At 64.9% G+C, this 24,382-nt stretch carries 20 protein-coding genes; 9 read left to right on the top strand and 11 right to left on the bottom strand.

Annotation, left to right across the window (positions count from 1 at the left end; all coding sequences use genetic code 11):
* Positions 1 to 2: 2 nt before the first annotated feature.
* Positions 3 to 1,229, top strand: a complete 1,227-nt coding sequence (locus QO014_RS22775) for a glycosyltransferase (RefSeq protein ID WP_266351053.1) — start codon at positions 3 to 5, stop codon at positions 1,227 to 1,229.
* Here QO014_RS22775 and QO014_RS22780 read toward each other — a convergent pair.
* The 9 genes from QO014_RS22780 to QO014_RS22820 all read right to left on the bottom strand — a co-directional run bounded on the left by QO014_RS22780 (position 1,189) and on the right by QO014_RS22820 (position 12,031).
* Positions 1,189 to 2,304, bottom strand: a complete 1,116-nt coding sequence (locus tag QO014_RS22780; RefSeq protein WP_266351054.1) for a glycosyltransferase family 4 protein — start codon at positions 2,302 to 2,304, stop codon at positions 1,189 to 1,191. The genes QO014_RS22775 and QO014_RS22780 overlap by 41 nt on opposite strands.
* Positions 2,304 to 3,422 (bottom strand): glycosyltransferase, encoded by a 1,119-nt coding sequence (locus QO014_RS22785; RefSeq protein WP_266351055.1) that lies wholly within the window; start codon positions 3,420 to 3,422, stop codon positions 2,304 to 2,306. The genes QO014_RS22780 and QO014_RS22785 overlap by 1 nt, the downstream gene beginning before the upstream one ends.
* A 25-nt stretch (positions 3,423 to 3,447) precedes the next feature.
* Positions 3,448 to 4,428 (bottom strand): NAD-dependent epimerase/dehydratase family protein, encoded by a 981-nt coding sequence (locus tag QO014_RS22790; RefSeq protein ID WP_266351056.1) that lies wholly within the window; start codon positions 4,426 to 4,428, stop codon positions 3,448 to 3,450.
* Between the two features lie 121 nt (positions 4,429 to 4,549).
* Positions 4,550 to 5,113 (bottom strand): serine O-acetyltransferase, encoded by a 564-nt coding sequence (locus tag QO014_RS22795; RefSeq protein ID WP_266351057.1) that lies wholly within the window; start codon positions 5,111 to 5,113, stop codon positions 4,550 to 4,552.
* A complete protein-coding gene (locus tag QO014_RS22800; RefSeq protein ID WP_266351058.1) occupies positions 5,110 to 6,372 on the bottom strand; it encodes a lipopolysaccharide biosynthesis protein in 1,263 nt (420 codons plus the stop codon). The genes QO014_RS22795 and QO014_RS22800 overlap by 4 nt, the downstream gene beginning before the upstream one ends.
* A gap of 141 nt (positions 6,373 to 6,513) precedes the next feature.
* Complete coding sequence (locus QO014_RS22805) at positions 6,514 to 8,820, bottom strand: putative bifunctional diguanylate cyclase/phosphodiesterase (RefSeq protein WP_266351059.1); 2,307 nt, start codon at positions 8,818 to 8,820, stop codon at positions 6,514 to 6,516.
* Between the two features lie 79 nt (positions 8,821 to 8,899).
* On the bottom strand, positions 8,900 to 10,261 hold the full coding sequence (locus tag QO014_RS22810) for a glutamine synthetase family protein (RefSeq protein ID WP_266351060.1): 1,362 nt from the start codon (positions 10,259 to 10,261) through the stop codon (positions 8,900 to 8,902).
* Positions 10,258 to 11,634: an aspartate aminotransferase family protein gene (locus tag QO014_RS22815; protein WP_266351061.1), complete on the bottom strand. Its 1,377-nt coding sequence runs from the start codon at positions 11,632 to 11,634 to the stop codon at positions 10,258 to 10,260. Before QO014_RS22815 ends, QO014_RS22810 begins: the two co-directional genes overlap by 4 nt.
* Before the next feature lie 97 nt (positions 11,635 to 11,731).
* Positions 11,732 to 12,031 (bottom strand): hypothetical protein, encoded by a 300-nt coding sequence (locus tag QO014_RS22820; protein WP_307259004.1) that lies wholly within the window; start codon positions 12,029 to 12,031, stop codon positions 11,732 to 11,734.
* A gap of 404 nt (positions 12,032 to 12,435) precedes the next feature.
* On the opposite strand from QO014_RS22820, the gene xylB reads away from it, so the two are divergent.
* The 7 genes from xylB (at position 12,436) to QO014_RS22855 (ending at position 21,219) form a co-directional block, all read left to right on the top strand.
* Positions 12,436 to 13,908 (top strand): xylulokinase, encoded by a 1,473-nt coding sequence (gene xylB / locus QO014_RS22825; RefSeq protein WP_266351062.1) that lies wholly within the window; start codon positions 12,436 to 12,438, stop codon positions 13,906 to 13,908.
* 209 nt (positions 13,909 to 14,117) lie between these two features.
* Positions 14,118 to 15,389 carry an ROK family transcriptional regulator gene (locus QO014_RS22830; protein WP_266351063.1) on the top strand — a complete coding sequence of 424 codons (1,272 nt, stop codon included), beginning with the start codon at positions 14,118 to 14,120 and terminating at the stop codon, positions 15,387 to 15,389.
* A gap of 83 nt (positions 15,390 to 15,472) precedes the next feature.
* On the top strand, positions 15,473 to 16,474 hold the full coding sequence (locus tag QO014_RS22835) for a sugar ABC transporter substrate-binding protein (protein WP_266351064.1): 1,002 nt from the start codon (positions 15,473 to 15,475) through the stop codon (positions 16,472 to 16,474).
* Positions 16,475 to 16,564: 90 nt separating this feature from the next.
* Positions 16,565 to 17,683 carry an ABC transporter permease gene (locus tag QO014_RS22840; protein ID WP_266351065.1) on the top strand — a complete coding sequence of 373 codons (1,119 nt, stop codon included), beginning with the start codon at positions 16,565 to 16,567 and terminating at the stop codon, positions 17,681 to 17,683.
* Positions 17,680 to 18,459: an ATP-binding cassette domain-containing protein gene (locus QO014_RS22845; protein WP_266351066.1), complete on the top strand. Its 780-nt coding sequence runs from the start codon at positions 17,680 to 17,682 to the stop codon at positions 18,457 to 18,459. Before QO014_RS22840 ends, QO014_RS22845 begins: the two co-directional genes overlap by 4 nt.
* Positions 18,460 to 18,619: 160 nt before the next feature.
* A complete protein-coding gene (locus tag QO014_RS22850; protein ID WP_266351067.1) occupies positions 18,620 to 20,743 on the top strand; it encodes a CHASE2 domain-containing protein in 2,124 nt (707 codons plus the stop codon).
* 86 nt (positions 20,744 to 20,829) lie between these two features.
* Complete coding sequence (locus tag QO014_RS22855; protein ID WP_266351068.1) at positions 20,830 to 21,219, top strand: DUF3307 domain-containing protein; 390 nt, start codon at positions 20,830 to 20,832, stop codon at positions 21,217 to 21,219.
* A 45-nt stretch (positions 21,220 to 21,264) separates the two neighbouring features.
* Here the strand turns inward: QO014_RS22855 and QO014_RS22860 are convergent, their stop codons facing one another.
* Positions 21,265 to 22,416 carry a tetratricopeptide repeat protein gene (locus QO014_RS22860; protein WP_266351069.1) on the bottom strand — a complete coding sequence of 384 codons (1,152 nt, stop codon included), beginning with the start codon at positions 22,414 to 22,416 and terminating at the stop codon, positions 21,265 to 21,267.
* Positions 22,417 to 22,661: 245 nt separating this feature from the next.
* Between QO014_RS22860 and QO014_RS22865 the strand changes: the two genes are divergently transcribed.
* Positions 22,662 to 23,705, top strand: coding sequence for a FecR family protein (locus tag QO014_RS22865; protein WP_266351070.1), 1,044 nt, complete (start codon positions 22,662 to 22,664; stop codon positions 23,703 to 23,705).
* 119 nt (positions 23,706 to 23,824) lie between these two features.
* Here QO014_RS22865 and QO014_RS22870 read toward each other — a convergent pair whose 3' ends face one another.
* Positions 23,825 to 24,334: a cyclic nucleotide-binding domain-containing protein gene (locus QO014_RS22870; RefSeq protein ID WP_266351071.1), complete on the bottom strand. Its 510-nt coding sequence runs from the start codon at positions 24,332 to 24,334 to the stop codon at positions 23,825 to 23,827.
* Between the last annotated feature and the right edge of the window lie 48 nt (positions 24,335 to 24,382).

Genomic DNA, 24,382 nt, shown 5'->3' on the forward strand with positions numbered 1-24,382 from the left:
CCATGCGCATTCTGGTCGTGGCCGCGCTCTATCCGCCGCATGTAATTGGCGGCGCCGAGATATCTGCCGCCAATCTGACTCGTTGGCTGGCGCGACAAGGCCATGAGATGGCCGTGCTGACGGCGGCAGGACCGGGCGAGGCGGAGATCCATGGCGAGCGGGTCGATGGCGTTCGCATCTGGCGCATGCACGCGCCGCACCTCTATCCGGTCTCCGTCTTCCCCGGTGCACCGTCGTGGCAGAAGCCGGTCTGGCACCTTCAGGATCACGTCGATCCGCGCAGCCGAGGCCTGATGGCGCGCGTTCTTGACGCGTTCAGGCCTGATTTTGTCAACGTCCACATCCTTCAGGGGCTCGGCTATACCGGGCTCGCTGCGATCGCGGCGCGGCGCGTGCCTGTGCTCTACATACTGCCTGATCTCGGTCTCGCCTGTATCCGCATGTCGATGTATCGCGATGGCCAGGACTGCGAACGCCCATGCGGCGCATGCCGCCTTTCCGCCCGCTGGAAGCTGCATCTGACCGGCCGAATCGAGCGGCTCGGCTTCCTCTCGCCCTCGCGCGCCAATCTCGCGGCGCTCGAGGAACTGGGCGTCCTCGGGACGCGCCCGCGCCTCAGCGTGCTCAATCCCAATCGCTATCCGCCACCCCGCGTCGCGCGGACGTCATCCGATAGCCCGCGGCTGCTCTATGTCGGACGCCTGCACGAGACCAAGGGTGTGGAGGAACTGCTTGCCGCTCTGGCGCCTCTCGCCTCCCGCTATCGCTTCAGCATCGACATTCTGGGCACGGGGCCGTCGGAGGCCCCGTTGCGAGCGCGCTATGGCGGCGAGCCCTGGGTTGGCTTCCACGGTCGCGTTGCGGCGGAAGAGGTCAGCGACCGGATGCAAAATGCCGATCTCCTCTGCGTGCCGTCGCTCTGGCGCGAGAATGCGCCCGGCGTCGCCGTTCAGGCGCTGTCACTCGGCCTGCCGGTTCTCGCAAGCAATCGCGGCGGCCTGCCGGAACTGGTCCGGCCGGGATGGAATGGCGATCTTCTGCCGGCGGGCGATATCGAGGCCTGGCGGGCGACACTCCAGTCAGTCTTCCGGGCGCCGGAGATTATCGCAGCCTGGCGCCGCAATGCCGAGGCAGAGGCGAGCACGGGCCGGTTCGATCAGGACCGGCTGGGCCGAGAAATCATGGCCTTCATGGCATCGATCGCCGGTCCCGGCTGGTCGGAGCCATGATCGTTTCCATCGCCTCGGCGACAGTCGCCGCCGTACGCGACCAGTCGAAGGCGCGGACCTGGTCATGGCCGTGTCGTCTCAGTTCGGCAGCCCGTGTGTCATCTCCGAGCACGGCCGCGATCCCGCGCGCCATGTCGTGTGGATCGCGCGGATCGACATACTCGCTCGCCACGCCGCATGTTTCGGTCAGAGGTGCGATCGCTGAAACGACCGTCGGACAGCCCACAGCCATGGCTTCGAGCGGCGGCAGGCCGAAGCCCTCATAGAGCGAAGGAAAGACGAGCGCCCGTGCGCCCGCGACGATGTCGATGAGAGCTGCATCTGGCAGGGCCCCCGCGAGCCTGACGCGACCGGCCTGTTCCGCGATCCGCGCCAGTGCGGTGTCGTCGCTGTCGCGGAGCCCGTCATGGCGCCCGACAATGACCAGATCGACATCGAAACGCGGCGCGATCAGCGCGAAGGCATCGAGAAGCCCGGTCAGATTCTTGTGCGGCTTCACGCTGCCGACCGCCACCACATAATCGCGTGCCGAACGCGCCCGCGGCGGTGACCGAGCCGATCGCCAAGCATCACCGACGGCTCCGGGCGTCAGCCAGAAGGGCTGTCGGAACCGGCCCACCAGCCGCTCGAACTCTGATCTGGAGAAGCGGGAGGCGAAGCAGAGGCCCGATGCGCGCCGCCGCAGGGCCTGGAGCAGGACCGTCGCATAAAGCCGCCGAATGCCCCAACCGTGATCCAGAGCGAGATGGTTGACGTCATGTATCGTCACGAGCATTGGGCCGCGACGCAGCAGAGGCGCATTATAGTGCGGCGCCCAGAAGAGGTCGGCATGGCGCGCCGCACGAGCAAGCGCCCATTGCTCCGATAAGGAATAGATCGCGGCACGGCAGGGCAGGATGCTGACATTGTCGCCACTGAAGACTGGCAGCAGGTCGTCCGGCACGCCGAGCAGCGTGAAGCGCCAATGCGGACGAAGTCGGGCCAGCCGCGGCACGATGTTGCGGATATAGACGCCGATGCCGGAATGCCCCGCCATCCGCGCGTCTATGGCGATCTCGGGCGCACCGTCCCGCATCAGGCCGCCCTGGCGACGCGATCGCGCGCGGCGTCGAGGCAATCATCGACATGGGCGCGAAAGGCGCGTTTGAAATGAGCCGTGTCGAAGCGTTCTGCATGAGCACGGATGGCGCCAGCATCGAAGCGGTGCTCCATGGCTTCGAAGCGCACGATCGCATCGCGCAGGCTCGCCGTGGTCTGTTCTGCAAAGAATAGCCCGGTCTTGCCGTCGATCACCGTCGCGCGGGCGCCGCCGACGCCATAAGCGATCACCGGGCGCCCGCTCGCCATCGCCTCGACCGGAACGATACCGAAATCCTCCTCTCCCGGCAGGATCAGCGCCCGGCAGGCGCCGAGCAGGGCGCGGACGGCATCCTCGCTTTGGCGTCCGAGAAACGTGACATTGTCCGGCGCGCGCGCCGCGAGGCGAGCCTGATCGGCGCCGCCATCACCAGCAATGATCAGGCGTCGATCGAGTGTCCGGAATGCCTCGATCACGAGGTCGATCCGCTTGTAAGGCACGATCTGGCCGAGGCAGAGATAGTCGCCGCCAGACTTTCCTGTCGGCTCGAAGGTGTCGATCCGGACTGGTGGATGGATGGTGACGGATCCGCACCCGTAATATCTGCGGATCCGCTGTGCGACGAAGGCCGAATTGGCGACAAAGCTGTCGACACGCAGCGCCGTCATGGCATCCCAGAGCCGCAGTCGTGGCGAGAAGGCGGCCATGGCCAGGCGCTGAATGGGCCCCGCCGCGCGCCGATAGACGGCATGCTGATCCCAGAGATAGCGCATCGGCGAATGGCAGTAGCAGATGTGAACGGCGTCTGGCCGCGTGATCACTCCCTTGGCCGGGCCGGCTTCGGACGAAATGACGAGGTCGTAGGCGCTGAGGTCGAGCAGTTCGAGCGCCATAGGCATCAGTGGCAGATAGTGTCGGTAGAGCCGGCGCGCGGCGGGCAGCTTCTGGATGAAGCTGGTGTGGATCGTGTGCTGCGCGATGGTTGGGGAAATCGCCGCCCTGTCGACCACGTGAGTGAAGATGTCCGCTTCGGGGAACATTTCGCAGAGCGCCTCGAGCACGCGCTCGCCCCCGCGCATCGACACCAGCCAGTAATGGACGATGGCGATCCTCATCCGCACTCGCGCTCGGCCGGGGTGATCATGCGAAACGCCCTTCCTCGGATTCCGCCAGCCAGTCGGCCAGTGAACGACGCAGGTCGAACTGGAAGTTGAAGCCTGCCTCCTGAAGCTGGCGTGGCATGATGTCGGTCGATTGCAGCAGCTTGATCAGCCTGTCCCGGCTGACGGCATGCTTGATGCCGAGGAACGCCGTGAACTCTGCCGCGCGCGCGCCGGCCAGCGCCAGCGATGGCGGCAGGACATGGCGCGGCAGGTCATAGCCCTTGGCATGACAGAATGCGGCACAGATTTCCTCGATCGTCAGCGGCTGGGGATGACAGAAATTATAGCTGATCCGGCTCTCGCCGCGACGCAGCATGAACAGCATGGAGGCGACGAGATCCTTTACATAGCCGCACGCCTTGACCGTATCCTTGCGGCCCGGATAGACGAAACGCCTCTGTTCGAGCAGCCGGGCAAGGCGGGTGAAATTGCCGCTTTCTCCTCGCCCGTAGATCGCTCCGGGGCGCACGATGGTCAGACGGCGCTCCCTCGGCTGTTCGCTTCGCCAGAGCGAATGCAACCGTTCCGCCTGCAGTTTGGAGCGGCCATAGGCGCTGGTCGGTTGCTCAGGCGCCCGGTCGTCCTTTCGCGTTTCGGAGTTTCCATAGACCGCGATCGAACTGGTGAAGACGATTTCGCGGGCTTCGGTCGCCGATGCGAAACGGCAGACCTCTGTTGCACCCCCGAGATTGGCGGAGAAATACTCCCAGTCGGCATGCCCTGGCGTGCGATGCAGCGCCGCGAGGTTGAAGATGGTCTCGACCTGATCGTCGACAAGGCGAGGCGGTACGCCGTCGAGAATATCGTGCTCGACGTAGCGCACGCCCGCAATCGGCCGACGCGGTGGTACCCGGTCGATCGAAACGACTGCACCATAGCGCGGTTCGTCGACCAGCCGGCTCAGCAGATGGCTTCCGATGAAACCCGAGCCACCGAAGACTACGGCCACATCTGGCATGAAATGCCCCCGGCAACGAAAACTCACTGCCCCCGCGGCGAGATCTTTCCGTTGCGTCATGCCGAGATTGGCCGCAAGTGCGCCGACAATCAACTGCAATTTATTGGAGAGTTGTCAGAATCTAGGATTGTGTCCGGGCGACAATCCGCGCGGGAGCGCCGACAGCGGTGACGCCCTCCGGCAGGTCCTCGAGCACGATGGCGCCCGCGCCGATGTCGCAGCCCGGACCGATCAGAACGGACCCCAGGATGCGAGCGCCGACGAAGAGCCGGCAGCCGTCGCCGATCACGGGTTCTTCCAGCTTTTTAGGGTCGCGCCGCCCGATCGTCACCTGCTGGTAGAGCGCGACGTTTCGGCCGACCACACTATGGCCGCCAATGACAATGCCGGTCGGATGCGGGATGAACGCGCCGCCGCCGATCCGCGCCGTCGGCGCGATATGGCATCCGGTGAGGATTGTCGTGACATACCAGAGCAGGCGCCGCAGCACGCCGCCGATCAGCGGGAGAGTGCCGATACGCTTCTGCAGCCGATGCGACAGGATCAGCTGAAACCCCGGTTCGACGAGAAAAAGCCGGATCAGCAAGGTCGCCGACCGGGCGTGGTTCGTCTGCGACATCCAGGCATCGATATCGTCCTGCACCTCGCCGAAAAAGTTCGTCTCGTTGGCGGGGCCGGGGCTCATGGTGTTGATGGCGCCTCTGGTGTCACCGCAGGCCTGGAGAGCGGCGTTAGCAGTGCCACCAAACGCGCAGCCGCGAGCGAGAGTGGCACGGCGAGCGCCATCGCGGCGGCCCCGACGAGGCCGAGGGCTGGGATGAGGCAGAGCGATCCGAGGATCGAGACCGCGAAGGCGCCAAGATTGATCGATGCCAGCGTGATGTCGCGCCGCTGCGCGTATAGCCCGTAGTTCAGCATGTCGGCACCGAGGCGCAGAACGGCGGCCGCGAGCATGGCGATCAGCAGCCATGCCGGCGGCCATCCGCCACTGGCGCGGATCGTGCCGCCGGCGGCCAGGATGAGGATGGCAACGACGAAGGCGAGGCTCGTCGCCAGGGCGAGGCTTCGTCCGACATCTGCGGCGAGCGCGCGATACCAGCTGTGGCGGTCCGTGCTCTGCCATAGGTCGACCAGGCGTGGCAAAGCCGGTTGAACGATCGCCGCACTGGCGAGCGCATGGGCCGCATTGGCGAGCGACCAGGCAAGATAGAACAGCCCGGCGGCGCGGCGGTCGACGAAGTGGTCCACCATGTAGCGTTCGAAGAACAGTAGGCCCGCCATGGCAATATCGTTCAGATGGATCAGTCGGCCGGCTCGCAAATGCTGACGCAGCCATGATCGATCGATCGGGTTCGACCAATTGCGGCGGATCGGCCAGTCGCGCGAGAGGAGGGCGACGAGGGCGAAGCTCATCACGAGCCCGGCTGCCCAGAAGGCGAACAGCACTTCGGCCGAGCGGGCTGCGGGCAGGGCGAGCCCGGCCACGATGGCTGGCGCGATCCAGGCCGCCGAGCGCACGAAGAGGAACAGGTTGGCCGCCATGGGTCGGCGAAGGCTGACCAGTGCGATCTGGATATCGGTCGCCAGGCATTCGAGCACGAGGATCGTCGCGATCAGCGGGTAGAGGTTCATGCCGGAAATGCCGGTTGCCGCGCCCCATCCGCCTGCGGCGGCGACGGCCGCCAGCAGCACGATCAGGGTGAATGCCATCCGGTCGCGGATCAGCCGGCTGGCGCGGTCGACGTCGAGGCCCACGAGTTCCCGGCCGACACGGTAGTTGAGCCCGAATCCGAAGAGGGCCGGCGCGATTCCGGCTGCGGCCGCAACCAGGCCGAACGTGCCGATCTCCGCGAGCGGCACGAGTGCCGCCATGTAGATCGTCAGCGCGAAGCGGGCGGCCAGCGCAGCGGCGCGGATCGCCATATTGCCGAAGACCCTCAGCATGAGGCCATGGCGACGGCAGCCCCTCGTGCAGCGCTCTGCTTCGCCATCACGGACACGCCCCCGCAGGTCCCGGATTAATCGCGCAATAGTTGTCGGAAATCGATGATCTGTGCAAATGGCTTCCGTATGGGAAGCGATAATTCAGATCGCACGTGGGCCGTTTGGGAGGTTGGCGTGCGTGCGAGGGTGGGTGGACCGACGCATGAACGCCATGACATCGTGGCCGGCCATCGGCTCGGCGACGAAATAGCCCTGCACGATATTGCAGCCGAGCGCGCCCAATGCGTCGAGCTGCGCTCGCGTTTCGATCCCCTCGGCGACCACATCGAGGTCGAGCGCGGCGGCGAGCGTCACCACGGAACGCACAATCGCCCGCGTCTTGGAATTGGTCTCTACATCCCTGGTGAAGGACCGATCGATCTTCAGGCTGTCGGCTGGCAGCGACAGGAGATGGCTGAGGGACGCGAAACCGGTGCCGAAATCGTCGAGCGAGACCGACAGGCCGAGCTGGCGCAACTGGCTCAGCGTCTGGCTGATCCGTTCAGTGTCGCGCGACAGCACCGTCGTTTCCGTCACCTCGATCGTGAACTGCCGGCTCTCTACGCCGCCGGCGCGCAATTGTGCGTCGAGGTCTTCGGCGAAATCGGGTTGGCGCAGGTCGAACGCGGTCACATTCACGCTTACATGCGTCGCGAATCCGGCCTTTCGCCATTCGGCAATGTCTTCGATGACGCCACTGATCATGACGCCGGTGAGGGCCTGCGCAATATCGGGCTCCTCGAGCCCATCGATGAAGGCGGCAGGCAGGAGAAGCCCGTCGACCGGATGCTGCCAGCGGGCGAGCGCCTCGAAGCCGATAATCTGTCCAGTCCTCAGATCCATCAGCGGCTGATAGTGTGGCACGATCTCGCCGGAAGCCAGACCGAGCCTCAATTGTCGCAGCAACTGGAAGCGCTTGTCGGCGTCCTCGCGCATCCCCGGCGTGAAGAATATGCTTTGGCGCCGGCCAGAGCGCTTGGCACGGTAGAGCGCCATATCCGCGGCCATCATCAGTTCGGGCGATGAGCGGCCATCGGTGGGATAGACCGATATGCCGATGCTGAGGTCGATCGGCGCGTTCTGTTGGGCGATGGTGAGTGGTGCTGTAACCGCGCCGATCATGCGGCGGACGGCGTTCGAGACATTCTCAATGTCGATGGCATCGGTGAACAATATGGCGAATTCGTCGCCACCCAGGCGACCGTAAATGTCCGACTTCCTCAGCGCGCCCGAAAGCCGCTTGGCAACTTCGCGCAAGACCTGGTCGCCGGTATTGTGGCCAAGACTGTCGTTGATGTCCTTGAAGTGGTCGATGTCGATCGTGCAAAGCACGGCACCACGTCCACGTTCCTCGGCCTTCTTGAGAGCTTCGTCGAAGAGCTGTTCGAAGCGTGCGCGGTTCGGCAGACCCGTGAGGCTGTCATGGTGCGCAAGATGGATAAGCTCCCGCTCCAACACGCGATTGCGCGCGATTTCGTTGCGCAGTTCTTCGGCCGTTCGCTCGAGCGAGTCGTAGCTCGCCTTCAGGTCGTGCGCGCGCTGTTCCAGCAGGGTGTTGGCGGTGAGCAGTTCGTTGCGCTGCTTCTCGATCGCCCGTGACGCGGAGAGGATCGGACCGAGATCCGTATTGCTGACCGTCAGCCGATCACCCGTGGGAACAAGACGTAGTCGTCGTTCGACCATCTCGCCATGCAGGGGATAGCGGGTATCGAATATCTCGATCGTCTGCGTTTCTACCGACTGTACCAGACGAGAGAACACGCCATTGGTCACTGAGATCGGCCATCGTTCGAGGTAGCTGGTGCCGATCAGGCTGTCCGGTTGGGTCTTGAGGCGGGAGGCCGTCTCGGCATTGGCGGCCATCACGCGGAAGTCGACGATGCGACCGGCCTCGTCACGAACGACGTCGAGGACGGTGATTCCATCAGAGCTTGCATCGAAGATGGCACGCAGCAGGTCGTTGACGTCGTCGCGCGGCCGGACATAGGCGATGATCGCGGGCGTGCTGCCATCGATCGCGATCGGCAGGATCAACCGCTCCGCCGTGCCCTTTCCCGTCAGGCGCTGCAGCGTGAACATTGGCCGACTTGCCTCGATCACCCAGCGATAGACTGCGCGAAAGGCCTGGGCGGCGGCGTTCTCGATATCCTCGATCTTGCGGTGCGAGGGATCGTGTCCAAACACCGCGACAACCCGCGCGCCGACATGCCGATAGCGCAGCGTGTCGCCTTCAGTGGCGAGCACCATCAGCCGCGTCGAGAGCGGCCCGTCGAGCTCGGCCTGGAAATCGGCGATTGCGGCAGGGCGCTCGGCAGCGATTCCGCGCCATTTCGCGAGCAGGTCGCGCACATCGGTGAAGTCCGTGATGCTCTCGATATCGTCCGTGAATTGTTCGAGAGCGTTCAGCACGGACAGCACCCTGTGGGTCGAATTGGCACAAACGTGCCTCGAACAGGTTTTACGAGTTCTTCGGCCGCGTTGCGTGGACTTACGCTAACCTTAGGTAAAGTGAATAGTCCAAATCGGGGATTTCCGCAAAGAAGCGCTCGCATTCGGCTTTCTTGATCGCGAGGAATATCTCGACGAAGCGCGCGCCGAGCTGTCGCGGCAGGAAGTCTGATGATGCTGCGGCAGCGAGCGCGCCATGCCATGTCGTCGGCAGGCTCGGCGGGATCTGCTCATAGCCGTTCCCCACGATCGGCGCTCCAGGATCGATCCCTTTCTCGATCCCTTCCAGCATGCCGGCCAGAACCACCGCCAGGGCCACATAGGGATTGGCATCGGCGCCGCAGACACGTTGCTCCAGATGCCGGCTGGCCGGCGGCCCGGCGGTCACGCGCACCGGCACTGACCGGTTATCGATCGCCCATGCCGGCCCGACCGGCGCATAGGAATTCGGCTTGAAGCGGCGATAGGAGTTCGCATTCGGCGCGAAGAACGCCATGCTCTCGGCCATGGTGGCGAGCAGGCCGCCAATGGCGGATTTCAGCAGGGGGTTGGCCTCTCCTTCGCCGGCAAAGAGGTTCTGTCCGCTGGCATCGGCGAGGCTGGCATGTACATGCATGCCGCTGCCGGAGTAGTTCGCATAGGGCTTGGCCATGAAGGTGGCGACATAGCCGTGCTGCTCGGCGACACCCTTGACGAGGCGCTTGTAGAGAATGGCGTCGTCGGCGGCGCGCAGCGCATCTTCACGGTGGCCGAGCACGATCTCGAACTGGCCTGGCGCATATTCGGAAATCAAGGTCCGTGCGGGCAGCCCCATCGCCCTCGCGCCGGCATAGACGGCGTCGAGGAAGGGGGAAAAATCCTCGAGATCCTGAACGAGATAGGCCTGCAGCGGACCTTGGCGGAATCCGCTCTTGCCGACCGGCGGACGTGGACGTCCGCCAAGCATCGCCTCGCGATCGAGTAGATAAAATTCGAGCTCGATCGCGGCGACCGGATGATAGCCAGCCTGGTCGAGCCGTTCGACGACCCTCGCAACAGCGTGCCGCGGATCAGCCTCGCTCGCTGATCCATCCTTCTCATAGGAGGTCAGCACCAATTGCGCGGTCGGTGTCGCGCGCCAGGGCGAAAGCGTCAGGGTGCCCGGAACGGGCATGCAGGCGCGGTCGGAATCGCCTTCATCCCAGACCAGCCCGGTTTCCTCGACATCGGCACCGGTGATATCGAGCGAGAGAATCGAGCAGGGCAGCGGGCGACCATGCTTGTAGGTCCCGACGAGTTCTTCTCGCCGCAGGATCTTGCCGCGCTGGACGCCGCTCGGGTCTGTCAGGAAGGCCTCGAACTGCTCCACCTCGGGGTGGGCGTCGAGAAAGGCCGAGGCTTCGGTCGGATCGGGCCGGATCATGGCGCCACCATGCTGTCGTCCGTGATGGCGTCGAACGCGTCGCCCATCCTGTGGATCAGCGTCTGGACATCGTGCTCCGAGGTCATCGGGGAAATCAGCATCATGTTGTGAAAGGGCGTCAAGAGCACACCGCGATTGAGGAGGAAGAGGTGGATGGCACGTTCGAGCACGTGATCGATCGCGCGACGTGCCTCCGCACCGTCACGCAGGGGCCTCGGCCAGAAGATCAGTTCGACGCGTGCGCCGAGCCGGGCGACGCTCCAGGGGAGGTTGCGCGTGGCGATCAGGATTTCGAGCCCTTCGGCGAGGCGTTCCGCCAGGCCCAGCATATGGGCATAGGCCGCCTCCGTCATGACGTGGCCCAAGCAGGCGCGGATCGCCGCCATGGCGAGCAGATTGCCGGAGAGCGTGGTGCCGATACCGCTATAGCCGGCCGGCTTCGCATCGAGCACGGCCTGCATGGCCGCCTCGACCTCGGCCGTGAAGCCATAGACGGCGGCTGGAAGACCGCCCGCGACCGGCTTGCCGAGCACGAAGAAATCCGGCTTCAACCGGGCCGAGCCGGTATGTCCGCCGAGCGCTGTCGAAATGGTGTGCGTCTCGTCGAGGCAGAGGAGCGCTCCGTGCCGTCGCGCAAGCGCGAAGAGGCCATCGAGAAAGCCCGGCTCGGGCAGCACCATGGCCGTATTGGTCAGGGCCGGCTCTGTCAGGATCAGCGCCACGTCGCCCGAGGCCAGCGCGGCCTCGACGGCGCCGAGATCGTTGAAGGGAACGCAGACGGCATGAAGCGCCGTGTCCTGCACCTGTCCGACCAGGCTTTCGCGGGTCACCGTCTGCCCGTCGCGCAGCGAGACGAAGGTGTCGTCGACCTGCCCGTGATAGCCGCCGTCGAAGACGAGGATCTTGGGGCGGCCCGTTATGGCGCGCGCCCAGCGGATCACGCCGCGATTGGCATCGCTCGCCGTTGCCGTGACTTGCCAGAAGGGCAGGCCAAAACGCTCGAAGAGCAGTTCCCCGACTGGCGCGACATCCACGCTCGGCAGCATCGCCGTGAGGCCGCGTTGCGCCTGATCGGCGATCGCCTGCGCGATGGCAGGCGGCGAGTGGCCAAAGAGGGCACCGCTGTCGCCGAGGCAGAAGTCGATATAGCGGTTGCCGTCCGCATCCTCAATGGTGGCGCCTTGGGCGGACACGATCGAGAGCGGGAAGGGTGTCTCCCAGTCCAGCATCCAGTGCAGCGGCACGCCGCCTGGGAAGTGCCGTCGTGAAAGCGGCGCGAGCTTTTCCGAGTTGGGCCGTGCCGCGGCGTAGGCTGCGAGTTCGGTCTCGATCAGCCAATGGGCTCGTCGATGAAGCGATTCGTGATCGGTCAATTCAAAATATGGTCCCTGTCCGAGCTTGTCATAGCCCGAGGCAGGGACAGAAATGAAGGCCCCGCGCGCGTTTGCTCATCCGCGCGAGGCCGAATTTCTAGGCGCCGCCGAGCGCTGCCTTCAGCATTGGCTGGCGTCGCACCTTGCGGGCGGCACGCTCGGCCGCCACGACATCCGGGAATACGACGCCTTCGAGGGCCGCAAAGGTGCGCTCGAGGGCATGAAACGCGAAGGCCCGCCCGGTTCTCACGAGAATGCCGGCGGCTTTGTCGTCGATCTCGATGATGTAGTTGTCAAACACCGAAAACCTCCTTTCGCCGACCAACCACCATGCAAGGTTCGGGCCGACGATTGAGTGCGTGTTGTTGTCGAAGGTCGGACCGGTCTGAACCGGCACGCCTCAATGCTGTCGATCAGGATGGGTTCCGTGGACAGCGACACAGTTCGGTGGTGTGTTGCTGAGGTGACATGACAAAGAGGTTCTCGGGCATCGGATTTCTCCAGTTCGAGAAATTTCGGGCCACGAACGTCGTCCGTGGTGCTTTAGCGTTTGGTCTCGCGGCGCAAGCTGGTCCTCAAATCACCGCGGCATCGTCCTGACGCACCGACCATATGGTCTCGAACGGCGCCCTTTTACCAGCGACGCATTTCCTTTTTTTGACAGTGGACGAGTAAGGATTTCTGTCGCTTTTTCCGGCGTTTGCCGGCCTGGCGACCGTCGCGGGGCGAGGGCCGGGCAATTGACAGCCGCCTCGGCCTGAAGCGTTGTTCGCGCAAAGACAATCTGCGGGAGCGAGAACCATGGCCAGCTTCATCGGCATCGATATCGGGACATCGGCGGTCAAGGCCTTGCTGGTCGACGAGAACCAGATCGTGTTGGCCGAGACCGATGTCTCGCTGCCGATCTCCCGCCCGCATCCGCTCTGGTCCGAGCAGGACCCCGAGGATTGGTGGCGCGCCGTCGAGACGGCGGTCGGCCGGCTGCGCGAGGGTGCCCCCGCCGCTTATCGTGACGTGACAGCGATCGGACTATCTGGGCAAATGCACGGCGCGGTGCTCATGGATGAGGCGGACCGGATCCTGCGCCCGGCGATCCTCTGGAACGATGGCCGCAGCCATGAGGAGTGCGCCGAGCTGGAGCGCCGCGTTCCTGACCTCGGCACGATCGCCGGCGTTCCCGCCATGCCGGGCTTCACCGCGCCTAAGCTGCTCTGGGTCGCGCATCACGAGCCCGAGGTCTTTGCGAAGGTCGCGCATGTGCTGCTGCCGAAGGACTATGTCCGCCTGCGCATGACCGGCGATCACATCTCCGATATGTCCGATGCCGCGGGCACGCTGTGGCTCGACGAGGCGCGGCGAAACTGGTCCGAACCGCTGGTCGCCGCCACCGGGCTGCGCAACAGCGTCATGCCGCGCCTGGTCGAGGGATCGGAGGCCGCCTCCTGGCTTTCGCCGCAGATCGCGAGCAATTGGGGCCTGCCGCATTCGGTGATCGTCGCGGGTGGTGCCGGCGACGCGGCCGCAGGGGGCATCGGGATCGGCGCGATCGACGAGGGCGATGCCTTCATCTCGCTCGGCACGTCCGGCCAGTTCTTCGTCGTCAATGAATCCTACCGTCCCTATCCCGAAGCCTTCGTGCACAGCTTCGCCCATGCGCTGCCCGACCGCTGGTTCCAGATGGCGGCGATGCTCAATGGCGCGAGCGCACTCGCCTGGGCGGCCCGGCTGGTGGGCGAAGGCGACATTGCCGGCCTGCTCGCGCGGGTCGAGGCGACGCCGCCGAAGAACGAGGATCTGCTCTTCCTGCCCTATCTGGCCGGCGAGCGGACGCCCCATAACGATCCGTACGCCCGCGGCGTCTTCTTTGGCCTCGATGCGGCGACTGAGACGACCGACCTGATCCGCGCGGTCCTCGAAGGCGTCGCCTTTTCCTTTGCCGACGCGCAGGCAGCCCTGGCCAGCGCTGGCACCCGGCCGAAGCGCATGGGCGCGATCGGCGGCGGCGCGAAGAGCCCATACTGGATGCAGATCTTCGCCGATGTCCTCGGCGTGTCGGTGGTGCTGCATGAAGGGGGCGCCAAGGGGCCGGCCTTCGGCGCGGCGCGCCTCGCCATGCTGGCAGCCGGACATTCGGACCTCCACACCATATGCACGGCGCCGCCGATCAACAGCGTCATCGAGCCGAGCCTGGGTGCGGCCGATCGCTATGGCAGCAAGCTCGAGCGCTATCGCCGACTCTACAGCGTGCTGAAGGCTGAATTTCCGCGTCACTGATGTCGCACGGGCCCACGCCGCCACGTACCGCCTGGCCGATGAAACCGCTTCTGGGTTTTCGCGCCTGCACAATCCCCGCGCGCACCGGTCCCGCATTGCAGGATCGAATGTCCATTGACTCGGTCGCTGGGCAGGCGGATTAATTGAAGCAAGATAAGTTAATAATGCGGCCGATCTAAAAGGCCGCGAAGGCAGCCTGGGAGGCCGTCTTGGAGAGCGTTGGACTGGGCCGTGGAAGCAATTCCGCGCAGCTTCGCCGCTACAATGAGCGTCTCGTCCTGCAACGGCTGCGCCGGGCGGGCGAGGCGTCGAAGGCCGATCTCGCCCGTGCCGCTGACCTCACCAATACCGCCGTCGGCGCCATCATCCAGAAGCTCGAAGGCCTGGGCCTTATCGAGGCTGTCGGAAAGCGTCATGATGGCGGCAGGGGGCAGCCTGCCACGATGCTGCGCCTCAATCCGAAGGGCGCCTATGGCATCGGCGTTCGGCTCGATCGCCGCCTGACGGAGACGATCCTGATCGATTTTGACGGCCATGCCATGGCGCGCCGCGCCTATGACATCGTACTGCCACGGCCGGATAAGGCGCTCGATATGGTCGAGCGCGACATTCGCGATCTGTTGGCGCTTCTCGATCGGTCCGAGCGTGATCGTTTCGCCGGCATCGGTCTCGCCCAGCCCTATAATCTGGGCGCCTGGCTCGGACGCCTCGACCTGCCGACCGACACATTCTCCCTCTGGGAGGACTTCGACTTCGCCGCCCGGCTGGAAGAGCGCATCGGGCTGCCTGTCTTCGCCGAGAATGACGGCAATGCGGCCGCAATTGCCGAGCTGTTCTACGGTGTCGGCCGGCGCGCGGACGATTTCTTCTATCTCTTCATCGGTCCCGCGATCGGCGGCGGAATCGTCGTCGACGGCGATTGCCTGCGCGGCAGCCTCGGCAATGCCGGCGACGTGGCGGTCATCCCCGTTGCGCCGAGCCGGCTCGCTTCGGCGCCCCAATCGGCGGATGGTCGCGAATTGCTCATTACGCGCGCCTCGCTCAATGCGCTCGGCCGCCATCTGCAGCATAACGGCGTTCCGACAGCCTCGGCCTCCGAAATGGAGGCCGCCTTTGCCAAGGGCCATCCGGCGGTGTGCGAATGGCTCGACGACGCCGTCGACGCCCTTGCGCCGGCACTCTGGACAGCCTTTGCCCTGCTCGATGTGCCGCTTCTGGTGGTCGACGCCGACATTGATGGCGGCCTCGTCGACGCGCTGATCGGCCGCCTCGGCGCCGCGTTGGCAGAGCAGGCGCCGGAAGCGCGCCGGCCGCCGCGCATTCTGCACGGCTCGTTCGGACGGGACGCCGGCGCGATCGGCGCCGCGAGCCTGCCGATGTTTTTCAGCTTCTCGCCGCGCGCGTCGATCCTGACGCGTGGGGGCGATGAAAGGGACATGATCGCCGCGACCGCGCCGGGAGGGGCGCGGGCTGGCGAATAGGACTCGGGAGGAGCCGAGGGCGTCGCGGAGAAACTGGTCGCTTCGCGGAGGCCACAACGAATAACGGCCAGGGAGGAACTGAAATGCTGAAGAAGCTTCTGCTCGCCGGCAGCATTCTCGCGCTGTCGGCCTTGCCGGTGCTCGCCGACGAGACGATCGGCCTGATCACCAAGACGGAAACCAACCCCTTCTTCGTCAAGATGCGCGAGGGCGCGCAAGCCAAGGCCAAGGAACTCGGCATCACGCTGATCACCGCGGCAGGCAAATATGACGGCGACAATGACGGCCAGGTTGCCGCGATCGAGAACCTGATCGCTGCCGGCGCCAAGGGCTTCGCGATCGTTCCCTCAGATTCGAAGGCCATCGTGCCGACGATCAAGAAGGCGCGCGATGCCGGGCTGATGGTCATCGTGCTCGATACGCCCCTCGATCCCATGAACGCCGCCGACGCGACCTTCGCGACCGATAATCGCAAGGCCGGCATGCTGATCGGCGAATGGGCCAAGGGCACGCTTGGCGACAAGGCCGCTGATGCCAAGGTCGTCTTCCTCGATCTGGCGACCAACCAGCCGACCGTCGATTTCCTGCGCGACCAGGGCTTCATGCAGGGCTTCGGCATCGACGTGAAGGACCCGAACAAGATCGGCGATGAGAGCGATCCGCGCATCTGCGATCACGAAATCAGCCAGGGCGACCAGGAGAAGGGCCGCACGGCAATGGAGAACGCGCTGCAGAAATGTCCTGAGGTGAATGTCGTCTACACGATCAACGAGCCGGCAGCCGCCGGCGCGTGGGAAGCGTTGAAGGCGGTCGGCAAGGATGATGGCAGCGTGCTGATCGTGTCGATCGACGGCGGCTGCCCGGGCGTCAAGAACGTGCAGGCCGGCGTCATCGGCGCCACCAGCCAGCAATATCCGCTGAAGATGGCGGCCATGGCGCTCGAGGCGATCCATGCCGGCAAGATCCCGGCGATCGATCCGGCGGTCGGGTTCCTCGATACGGGCGCCCAGTTGATCACCGCGAAGCCGGTCGACGGCGTGCCGTCGATCTCGGTCGACGAAGGCCTCAAGCTCTGCTGGGGCTGATCGATCTGCGCCGCCCAATGGCGGAAATCGTCGTAAACGCGTGGGGGTGCTTCGGCACCCTCACGATGAGGCGTCGGGGAGGACAGCCTAATGAGTGACAACGCATCGGATTCGGCTGCGGCCGAGCGCGGTCTGCAAGGTGCCGATCAGACCATTGCGAGCTTCGAGGACACGAATAACGGCCTCGTCTGGCGCGCGCAGAGCTTCCTGCACCGCTATCCGACCAGCATTCCCTTCATCGTGTTGCTGCTCGGCGTCGTGATCTTCTCGGTTGCCGCGCCCGGCAAGTTCCTGGCGCCGTTCAATTTCTCGCTGATCCTGCAACAGGTCACGATCATCGCGATCCTCGGCATCGCGCAGACGCTGGTCATCCTGACGGCCGGCATCGACCTTTCGGTCGGCGCGATCATGATCCTCTGCTCGGTGGTGATGGGGCGAACGGCCGTCGTCTACGGCGTGCCGGTTCTGATCGCCTTTCCGCTCGGCCTCATCGTCGGCATCGCCTGCGGCGCGCTCAACGGCGTCATCGTCACCAAACTGCGCCTGCCGCCCTTCATCGTGACGCTCGGCACATGGAGCATCTTCGGCGCGCTCAATGTCTGGTATTCGCAGAGCGAGACCATCCGCCAGCAGGACATGGAGGCGAGTGCGCCCTTCCTGCAATGGACCGGAACGATCATCAAGCCGTACAATTTCTTCGCACAGACACTCGGGCTCGACTGGACCTTCCTGAAGGGCTGGGTGTTGACCTATGGCTCGCTGGTCATGCTCGTGGTGGCGCTCATCGTCTGGTACGTGCTAAACAAGACGGCCTTTGGTCGCCATGTCTACGCCTCCGGCGATGATCCCGACGCGGCGCGGCTCGCCGGCATCAACACCGACCGGACATTGATCGGCGTCTATGCGCTCGCTGGCTTTATCTGCGCCATCGCCGCCTGGGTGCTGATCGGCCGTATCGGCGGCGTCAGTCCGCAGGCCGGGCAGACCGCCAATCTCGATTCGATCACCGCCGTGGTGATTGGCGGAACGAGCCTCTTCGGCGGGCGCGGCTCGATCGTCGGCACGCTGATCGGCGCGCTGATCGTGGGTGTCTTCCGCAACGGCCTCGCGCTCTCCGGTCTCGAACTGCTCTGGCAGGATTTCGCCGTCGGCGTGCTGATCATCGTCGCCGTCACCATTGACCAGTGGATCAGGAAGATTTCAGCATGAGTGTTGAACCCGTCCTCCAGGCCCGTGGCCTCAACAAGCGCTATGGCCGCGTCGTGGCGCTCGACAACGCCGATTTCGACCTGATGCCGAACGAGATCCTCGCGGTCATCGGCGACAATGGCGCCGGCAAGTCGACGCTTATCAAGGCGCTGACCGGCGCGGTCATTCCCGATTTCGGCGAGATCCGGCTGAACGGGCAGCCGGTCGCCTTCAAGAGCCCGATCGAGGCGCGCAATCGCGGCATCGAGACGGTCTACCAGAACCTCGCCGTCTCCCCCGCGCTCTCGATCGCCGACAACATCTTCCTGGGCCGCGAGAAGCGGCGCGAGGGATGGGTCGGCAAGATCTTCCGCACGCTCGATCGCGGCTACATGCAGCGCGAGGCACGCCAGAAGCTGTCCGAACTCGGCCTGCTGACGATCCAGAACATCAACCAGCCGGTCGAGACCCTCTCCGGCGGCCAGCGCCAGGGCGTCGCGGTTGCACGCGCGGCCGCCTTCGGCAGTCGGGTCGTGATCATGGACGAGCCCACGGCGGCGCTTGGCGTGAAGGAATCGCGCAAGGTGCTGGAGCTGATGCAGAGGCTCAAGGCGCGCGGCCTGCCGATCGTGCTGATCAGCCACAACATGCCGCATGTCTTCGAGGTTGCCGACCGCATCCATATTCACAGGCTCGGCAAGCGCATCGCCGTGATCGATCCCAAGCGCCATTCCATGTCGGATGCGGTGGCGATCATGACCGGCGCGATGGCGCCGCCGAGTGGCGAGGCGGTCTGATCTCGCGCCATTTCCGCATGGCGGAAGGCTCTTCTTTCGGTTCGCTTTGCGCCTCGCGTCGGTTATCGTCGGCGAAAGGCACGATCGGGGCGGGCGCAGGACGGTGCCAAGGCGATTACTTTACTATCTGGCGGTCGCGGCCTTCCTGGCCGGGGCCGTCATGCTGCGCTTCGCTGACCCCTTTCCCGTTCAGGCACTGCGCTATCTCGGCTTCGACGCCTATCAGCGCATTGCGCCGGCCGAGGCGCCGTCGGAGGCCGAACGGCCGGTTGTCGTGATCGACGTCGACGAGGATTCGCTGCGCGCCATCGGCCAATGGCCGTGGCCGCGGACGCGGCTCGCCGAACTCGCGCGGCGCCTTGCGGCCGACGGTGCCGCGGCCATCGCCTTTGACGTGCTCTTTTCCGAGCCGGACCAGAACTCGCCGGAGGAGGTGATCAAGCATCTGCCGGCCGCCCAGGCTGATCTCGTTGCTAGCTCGATCGATCCGGCGGCGACCAATGACCGCCAGTTTGCCGCCGCTCTTGCCGAGACGCCGTCCGTGCTCGGCCTGTCGCTGTCGCGTAGCAGCCAGGACATACCGCCGATGAAGGCGGGCTTTGCCGTCGCCGGCGACGATCCGAGCCGCTTCGTGACGGCGTTTACCGGCGCGGTGTCCAACGTGCCCGTGATTGAGGACGCCGCACAGGGCGTCGGGTCGATCAACTGGATCCCTGATCGCGACCAGATCGTGCGCCGCGTGCCGCTCGTCTTCCGGATCGGCGACCAGTATGTGCCTTCGCTCGCCGCCGAGGCGCTGCGCGTGGCGCAGCAGGCCGGCAGTTATGTGCTGAAGGCCTCGAATTCGAATGGCGAGGACGCCTTTGGCCGCTCGACCGGGCTCAACCATGTGCGGATCGGCGATGTCGTCGTGCCGACCGACCAGACCGGGGCGCTCTGGCTGCGCTTTCGGCCGAGCGATCCCGGCAGCTTCATTTCAGCCAAGAGCGTGCTGGATGGCACGGCCTTGCCTGATGCGATCGCCGGCCGGATCGCGCTGGTCGGCACGTCGGCTGCCGGGCTGCTCGACCTGCGCGCGACACCGATCGACGAAGCCGTTCCCGGCGTCGAGATCCATGCGCAGGTCATCGAGCACATTCTCTCCGGGCGCTCGCTGACGCGGCCGGATTATGCCATCGGTCTCGAAATGGTCGTCATGGTGGCGCTCGGCCTCGTGCTCGCCGTGATCATCCCGCGGCTCTCCGCTTCGATCGGCGCCGTGACCGGCTTCGTCCTGATCGGCGGCATGCTGGCCGGCGGCTTCTTCACCTTCGACAGGGCCGGCCTCCTGTTTGATCCGCTCTATCCCGCTCTGGTGCTGATCCTGCTTACGGTGGGGGCCGCGCTCTACACCTATCGCGAGGCCGAACGCGCGCGCGCGGGCATAAGGCTCGCCTTCCAGCACTATGTGTCGCCGGCTGTCGTCGACGAGATCATCGCCGATCCGGGGCGACTGGAACTTGGCGGCGAGATTCGTGAGCTCTCGATCCTGTTCTGCGATGTCCGCAGCTTCACGACCATCGCCGAAGGCATGAACGCGACCGAACTGACGCGCTTCATCAATTCGCTGCTGACACCGCTGACCGACATTATCCTCGCCCATCGCGGCACGATCGACAAATATATGGGCGACGCCGTCATGGCGTTCTGGAATGCGCCACTCGACGATCCCGATCACGCCCGCCATGCCATTGAAGCAGCCGAGGCGATGCTGGCGGTGATGCCGAGGCTGAACGAGGCCTGGCAGCGGGAGGCAGCCGCCTCTGGACGCACCATGGGCGAGGTCCGGATCGGCATCGGCATCAATTCCGGCCCGTGCTGCGTCGGCAATCTCGGCTCGTCCAGCCGGTTCGACTATTCCGCCATTGGCGATGAGGTGAATATTGCGAGCCGGTTCGAGGGGCTGACGAAGGAGTACGGCCTGGGCCTCATTCTCGGCGATGCCACGGCGCGCGCGTCGGGGCGGAACGATCTCGTCGCGATCGATCAGGTCAAGCTCCGGGGGCGCGCTGGCGAATCCGTCCTCTATACGACTGCGCCGCAGGACGCCTCGGTGGGCTGGCGCGAGGCGCATCTCGCCTTCATCGCTGCGGAAGGAACTCTTCAAGCCGAGGCGGCGTTGGCTCTGGCGGCGGCATCGGCACCCGCGTCACTGGCTCGCTATTACGAGCGAAAGCGGCAGGATCAGGCGACTCGAAGCGGCATCTCGGCACGGCTACCACAATCCGTCACGGAGGGCGTGTGACGGAGATCACAGGGAATTTGGCTGAGGTCAGCCTAGATTTTCACCTCGTCGACCCGCAAATGGCGTCGATCATGACGGAGGTCTGATTGATTTATTCCGCCTTCGCTCCACTCGCCGCCCTTGCCGTGCTGCAGGTGAAGCATCTGATCTGCGATTTTTTTCTGCAGAGCAGCAATCAGATCGAGAACAAAGGCACTTATGGCCATCCCGGTGGCCTCATTCACGCCGGCATCCACGCGATCGGCAGTCTGGCGGTCTTCCTGATCTATCCGGTGCCGATCCTGACGGCCATCGTCATCCTGATCGCCGAATTCCTGGCGCACTACCACATCGACTGGCTCAAGAACGTCATCGGCCGTCATTACGGCTGGACGCCGCGCGACAAGCAATATTGGTGGGCCATGGGCGCCGACCAGTTCCTGCACCAGATTACCTATCTGATCATGGTCGCCGTGCTGATGATCATCAGCCCATAGCGGCAATGGTGCGGCATGGTGAAGGTGGCGCCCGCGCGGCGCCGCTCAGAACCGGGTGACGACGCGGGCTTCGAAGATGTGGTTGCCGTAGTCGTAATAGTCGTCGTTCGAGTGGTTCCAGTCGAACCGGTAGTCCAATGCGAGGTCGGTCTGGTAGCCGAGCGCATTGTTGAACACGGCGCTGGCGATCGGCGTCAGCGTCCAGTCCTGGCGGTCATTGCCGTCGATGGTCTGGTAGTTGCCATAGATCGTCTGCTGTGCGTCGAAGCCGATCCCGAGGGTTAGCCAGTCCACGACATCGTCGTAGTACATGAAGCCGGCGCCCCATTCGAAGAACTTGCCCGGCTGCAGCGTATCGATGCCGAAGCCGAGATCCGCCCCACCGACCGCGCTCCAGCGCACATGCGGGATAAACACGAGCACGTCATTGTCGGTAATCACCGATGGGCGCGAAATACGCGCGATCGCATCCGCGAAGAAGCCATCCGACATATCGGGGAATTCGGTATCGTTGAAGCTGCGATAGCCGGCCGATACGCGCAGCGTCTGGTAGGCGCCGCCGAGATAGCCCTTGAACGAGGCGCCGACCAAGCCTTCGGAGAAATAATAGTCGTTTTCGAGCGACGAGACGCCACCGCCGATGAACGGGTTGATGGTGACGCCGCCGACGGTCTCGATCATCGGGCCCGTCTGGGCACCGAGATAGCCATAGTCGAGCTCGTAGGTGTCGGCGAAATACTCCGCATTGCCGAGCACCACAGTGCGCCAGCGCTGGTCTCCCAGCCTGCGCTCATCCTCGACCACGACCGTCGCGAGCGCCTTGAAGTCGCCCTGGAAGTCGGTGTTGTACTGAAGCGGATTGCTCTCATAGCCGGCACCGCCGCTGACGGTGATCAGCGTCTTGGTCGGCTCGATCTCGCTGCGAACCCGGTAGAGCCCCGTGCGCGCTTCCTCATTGTCGGGCTCATAGAGCAGGATGCGCTCATAGGTGGCGAGTGCCTTGCGCAACTGGCCGGCCTGCTCGGCGAGCCGGGCATAGGCAAGGTTCGCGGCTGTATCGGTCGGATTGGCGAGCACTGCCTTGTAGGACTTGGCAAGTTCGACGGCGAGCGTCGTTTCGGCCTGCGCAGGCGTCATCGCCGTGCCGCAGAGCGCAGCCAGAACGACGATCGCGAATGAACAACGCTTGGACGTCACGTCGCGGAGTTCCTTTGAGCAGCAGGCACAGATTGATTAAAGACTAGATTCCGAACGGGTTACCTGCAACTCGATCGCGTTGCGCCGCGGTATTTGGCGCATCGGCGATGCAGTTTAGCCACGCTATCCGAAAAAGCGGGCATGTCGCGCTGCGAAAGAGCATCGTGCCGGCAGGCTGCTTGGCTTATCGGAGGCATGATGCCAAGATTAGGCACGATATGCACTGGGGCGTCTGGGAGCAAAGCATGCGAATCGGCAAGTCCTCGGGAGCGATTGCCGCCGGCCTTCTGGCGGGTGTGATGATCGTTGTCGGCGGCGCACGTGCCGATGACCGCACCATCGGGCGGGCCGGCGCCGTGCATAACCAGGTCGACGGCGTCGTTGGTGGCAAGACCCGGAAGATGGCCGTGCGCGATCCGCTGCTGCTCGATCAGCAGGTCCGCACGGGAGCCGATTCGTCGGCGCAATTGCTCTTCCTCGATGAGACCAGTCTCAGCGTCGGGCCGGGATCCGATGTCAGGCTGGATCGCTTCGTCTACAACCCGGATCGCGCGCAGAACGACATTGCCGTCAGCGCCGGCAAGGGCATCTTTCGTTTCATCTCGGGCTCGTCCGATCCACGCAGCTATCATCTGAAGACCCCCGTCGCCACGATCGGCGTGCGCGGCACGATCTACGACACGATTGTCGGCCTCGACCAGACCGTGATCGTGCTCGTCGAGGGACGTCTGATCGTGACGTTGCCCGATGGGCGCGAGGTCCTGCTGGACAGGCCCGGCAAGTCGATCAAAATCCATGGTGGCGGCCGGATCGAGGGACCCAAGACCTGGGACGGCACGATCATCAAGGTGACCGGGGTGGTCCCCTATCCGCTCTACGGCGATTCGTTCCTGCCGTTCCCATCGCGTGTCGACGTGCCGAGTCCGCGCCAGCAGATCGTCAATAGCGTCGATGCGCGTAACCGGAACGTGCCGCCGACCAAGCCCTCGGTTCCGGATCAGCCCTCCGTGCCGGATCGGCCGTCGGTTCCGGATCAGCCCTCCATTCCCGATCAGCCGTCTGTCCCGGATCAACCTTCGGTTCCGGACCAGCCGTCACCGCCCGATCCGCCACCGCCGGACCGGCCCGACAAGCCGCATGGCCATCATCATCACCATGATCGCCCGCCGCGCCCCGGCCCCTGGTGGCCTCACCATGGCCATGGAGACGGTCCGGGCCGCGACCATGACGGCCCCGGCCGCGACGGTCCTGGCCGTGATGGACATGGTGGCGGCGGAGCGCCGCAATAGGCGCTGCCATGTGCCCGGGCATATGCGGTTCCTGCCCGGCGGATGACAGCGCTGAATGGGCCTGTCAGGCGACAAGGCCGTCAAGTGGATTGATGACAGGGCGAGGCTGCTTGCCTGGCCTAACCAGCGCGTGAGAAGAAGCGCCGCATGGCGTGGATGATCTCGTCGGTCCTGACGCCTAGCACGCGCGTCGCATGCTCATCGTCGGCGATACGATCGAGTTCAGCGCGCCGCTGCGCGAGCACGACACCCAGCTGGTCGAGCAGGTCCGGCGCGCGTGTGATCAGTCCCTCGAGCGCCACCTTGGTGATTTCGAGCACACGGGTTGGCTCGGCGCTGACGACGGTTGCAGTGCGCCGTGCGCCTGTCATCAGCGACATTTCGCCGACAATGTCGCCAGGTCCGAGGTGGGCGACGGCGCGGCTGCCATGCCGCGCGCCCGCGACGGTGACATCGAGCGCCCCCGATATGATCGCGAACATGGACGAGCCGAAATCGCCCTCGGCCATCAGCACCATGCCTTCCGGCATCTCGACGATTCGGCTCTTGGCCGCGAGGTCGTCCAACTGTCGTGCCGTGAGGACCTGCTTGAACAGGTCGATCCGCTCCAGAACGTCGCGGGCTTCCATGATGCCATCCTCCACGCCGCGACAGGCCCGTGCCGTTCGTCTTGTCGG

It is taken from the genome of Kaistia dalseonensis (assembly GCF_030814715.1).
GTDB classification, from domain to species: domain Bacteria; phylum Pseudomonadota; class Alphaproteobacteria; order Rhizobiales; family Kaistiaceae; genus Kaistia; species Kaistia dalseonensis.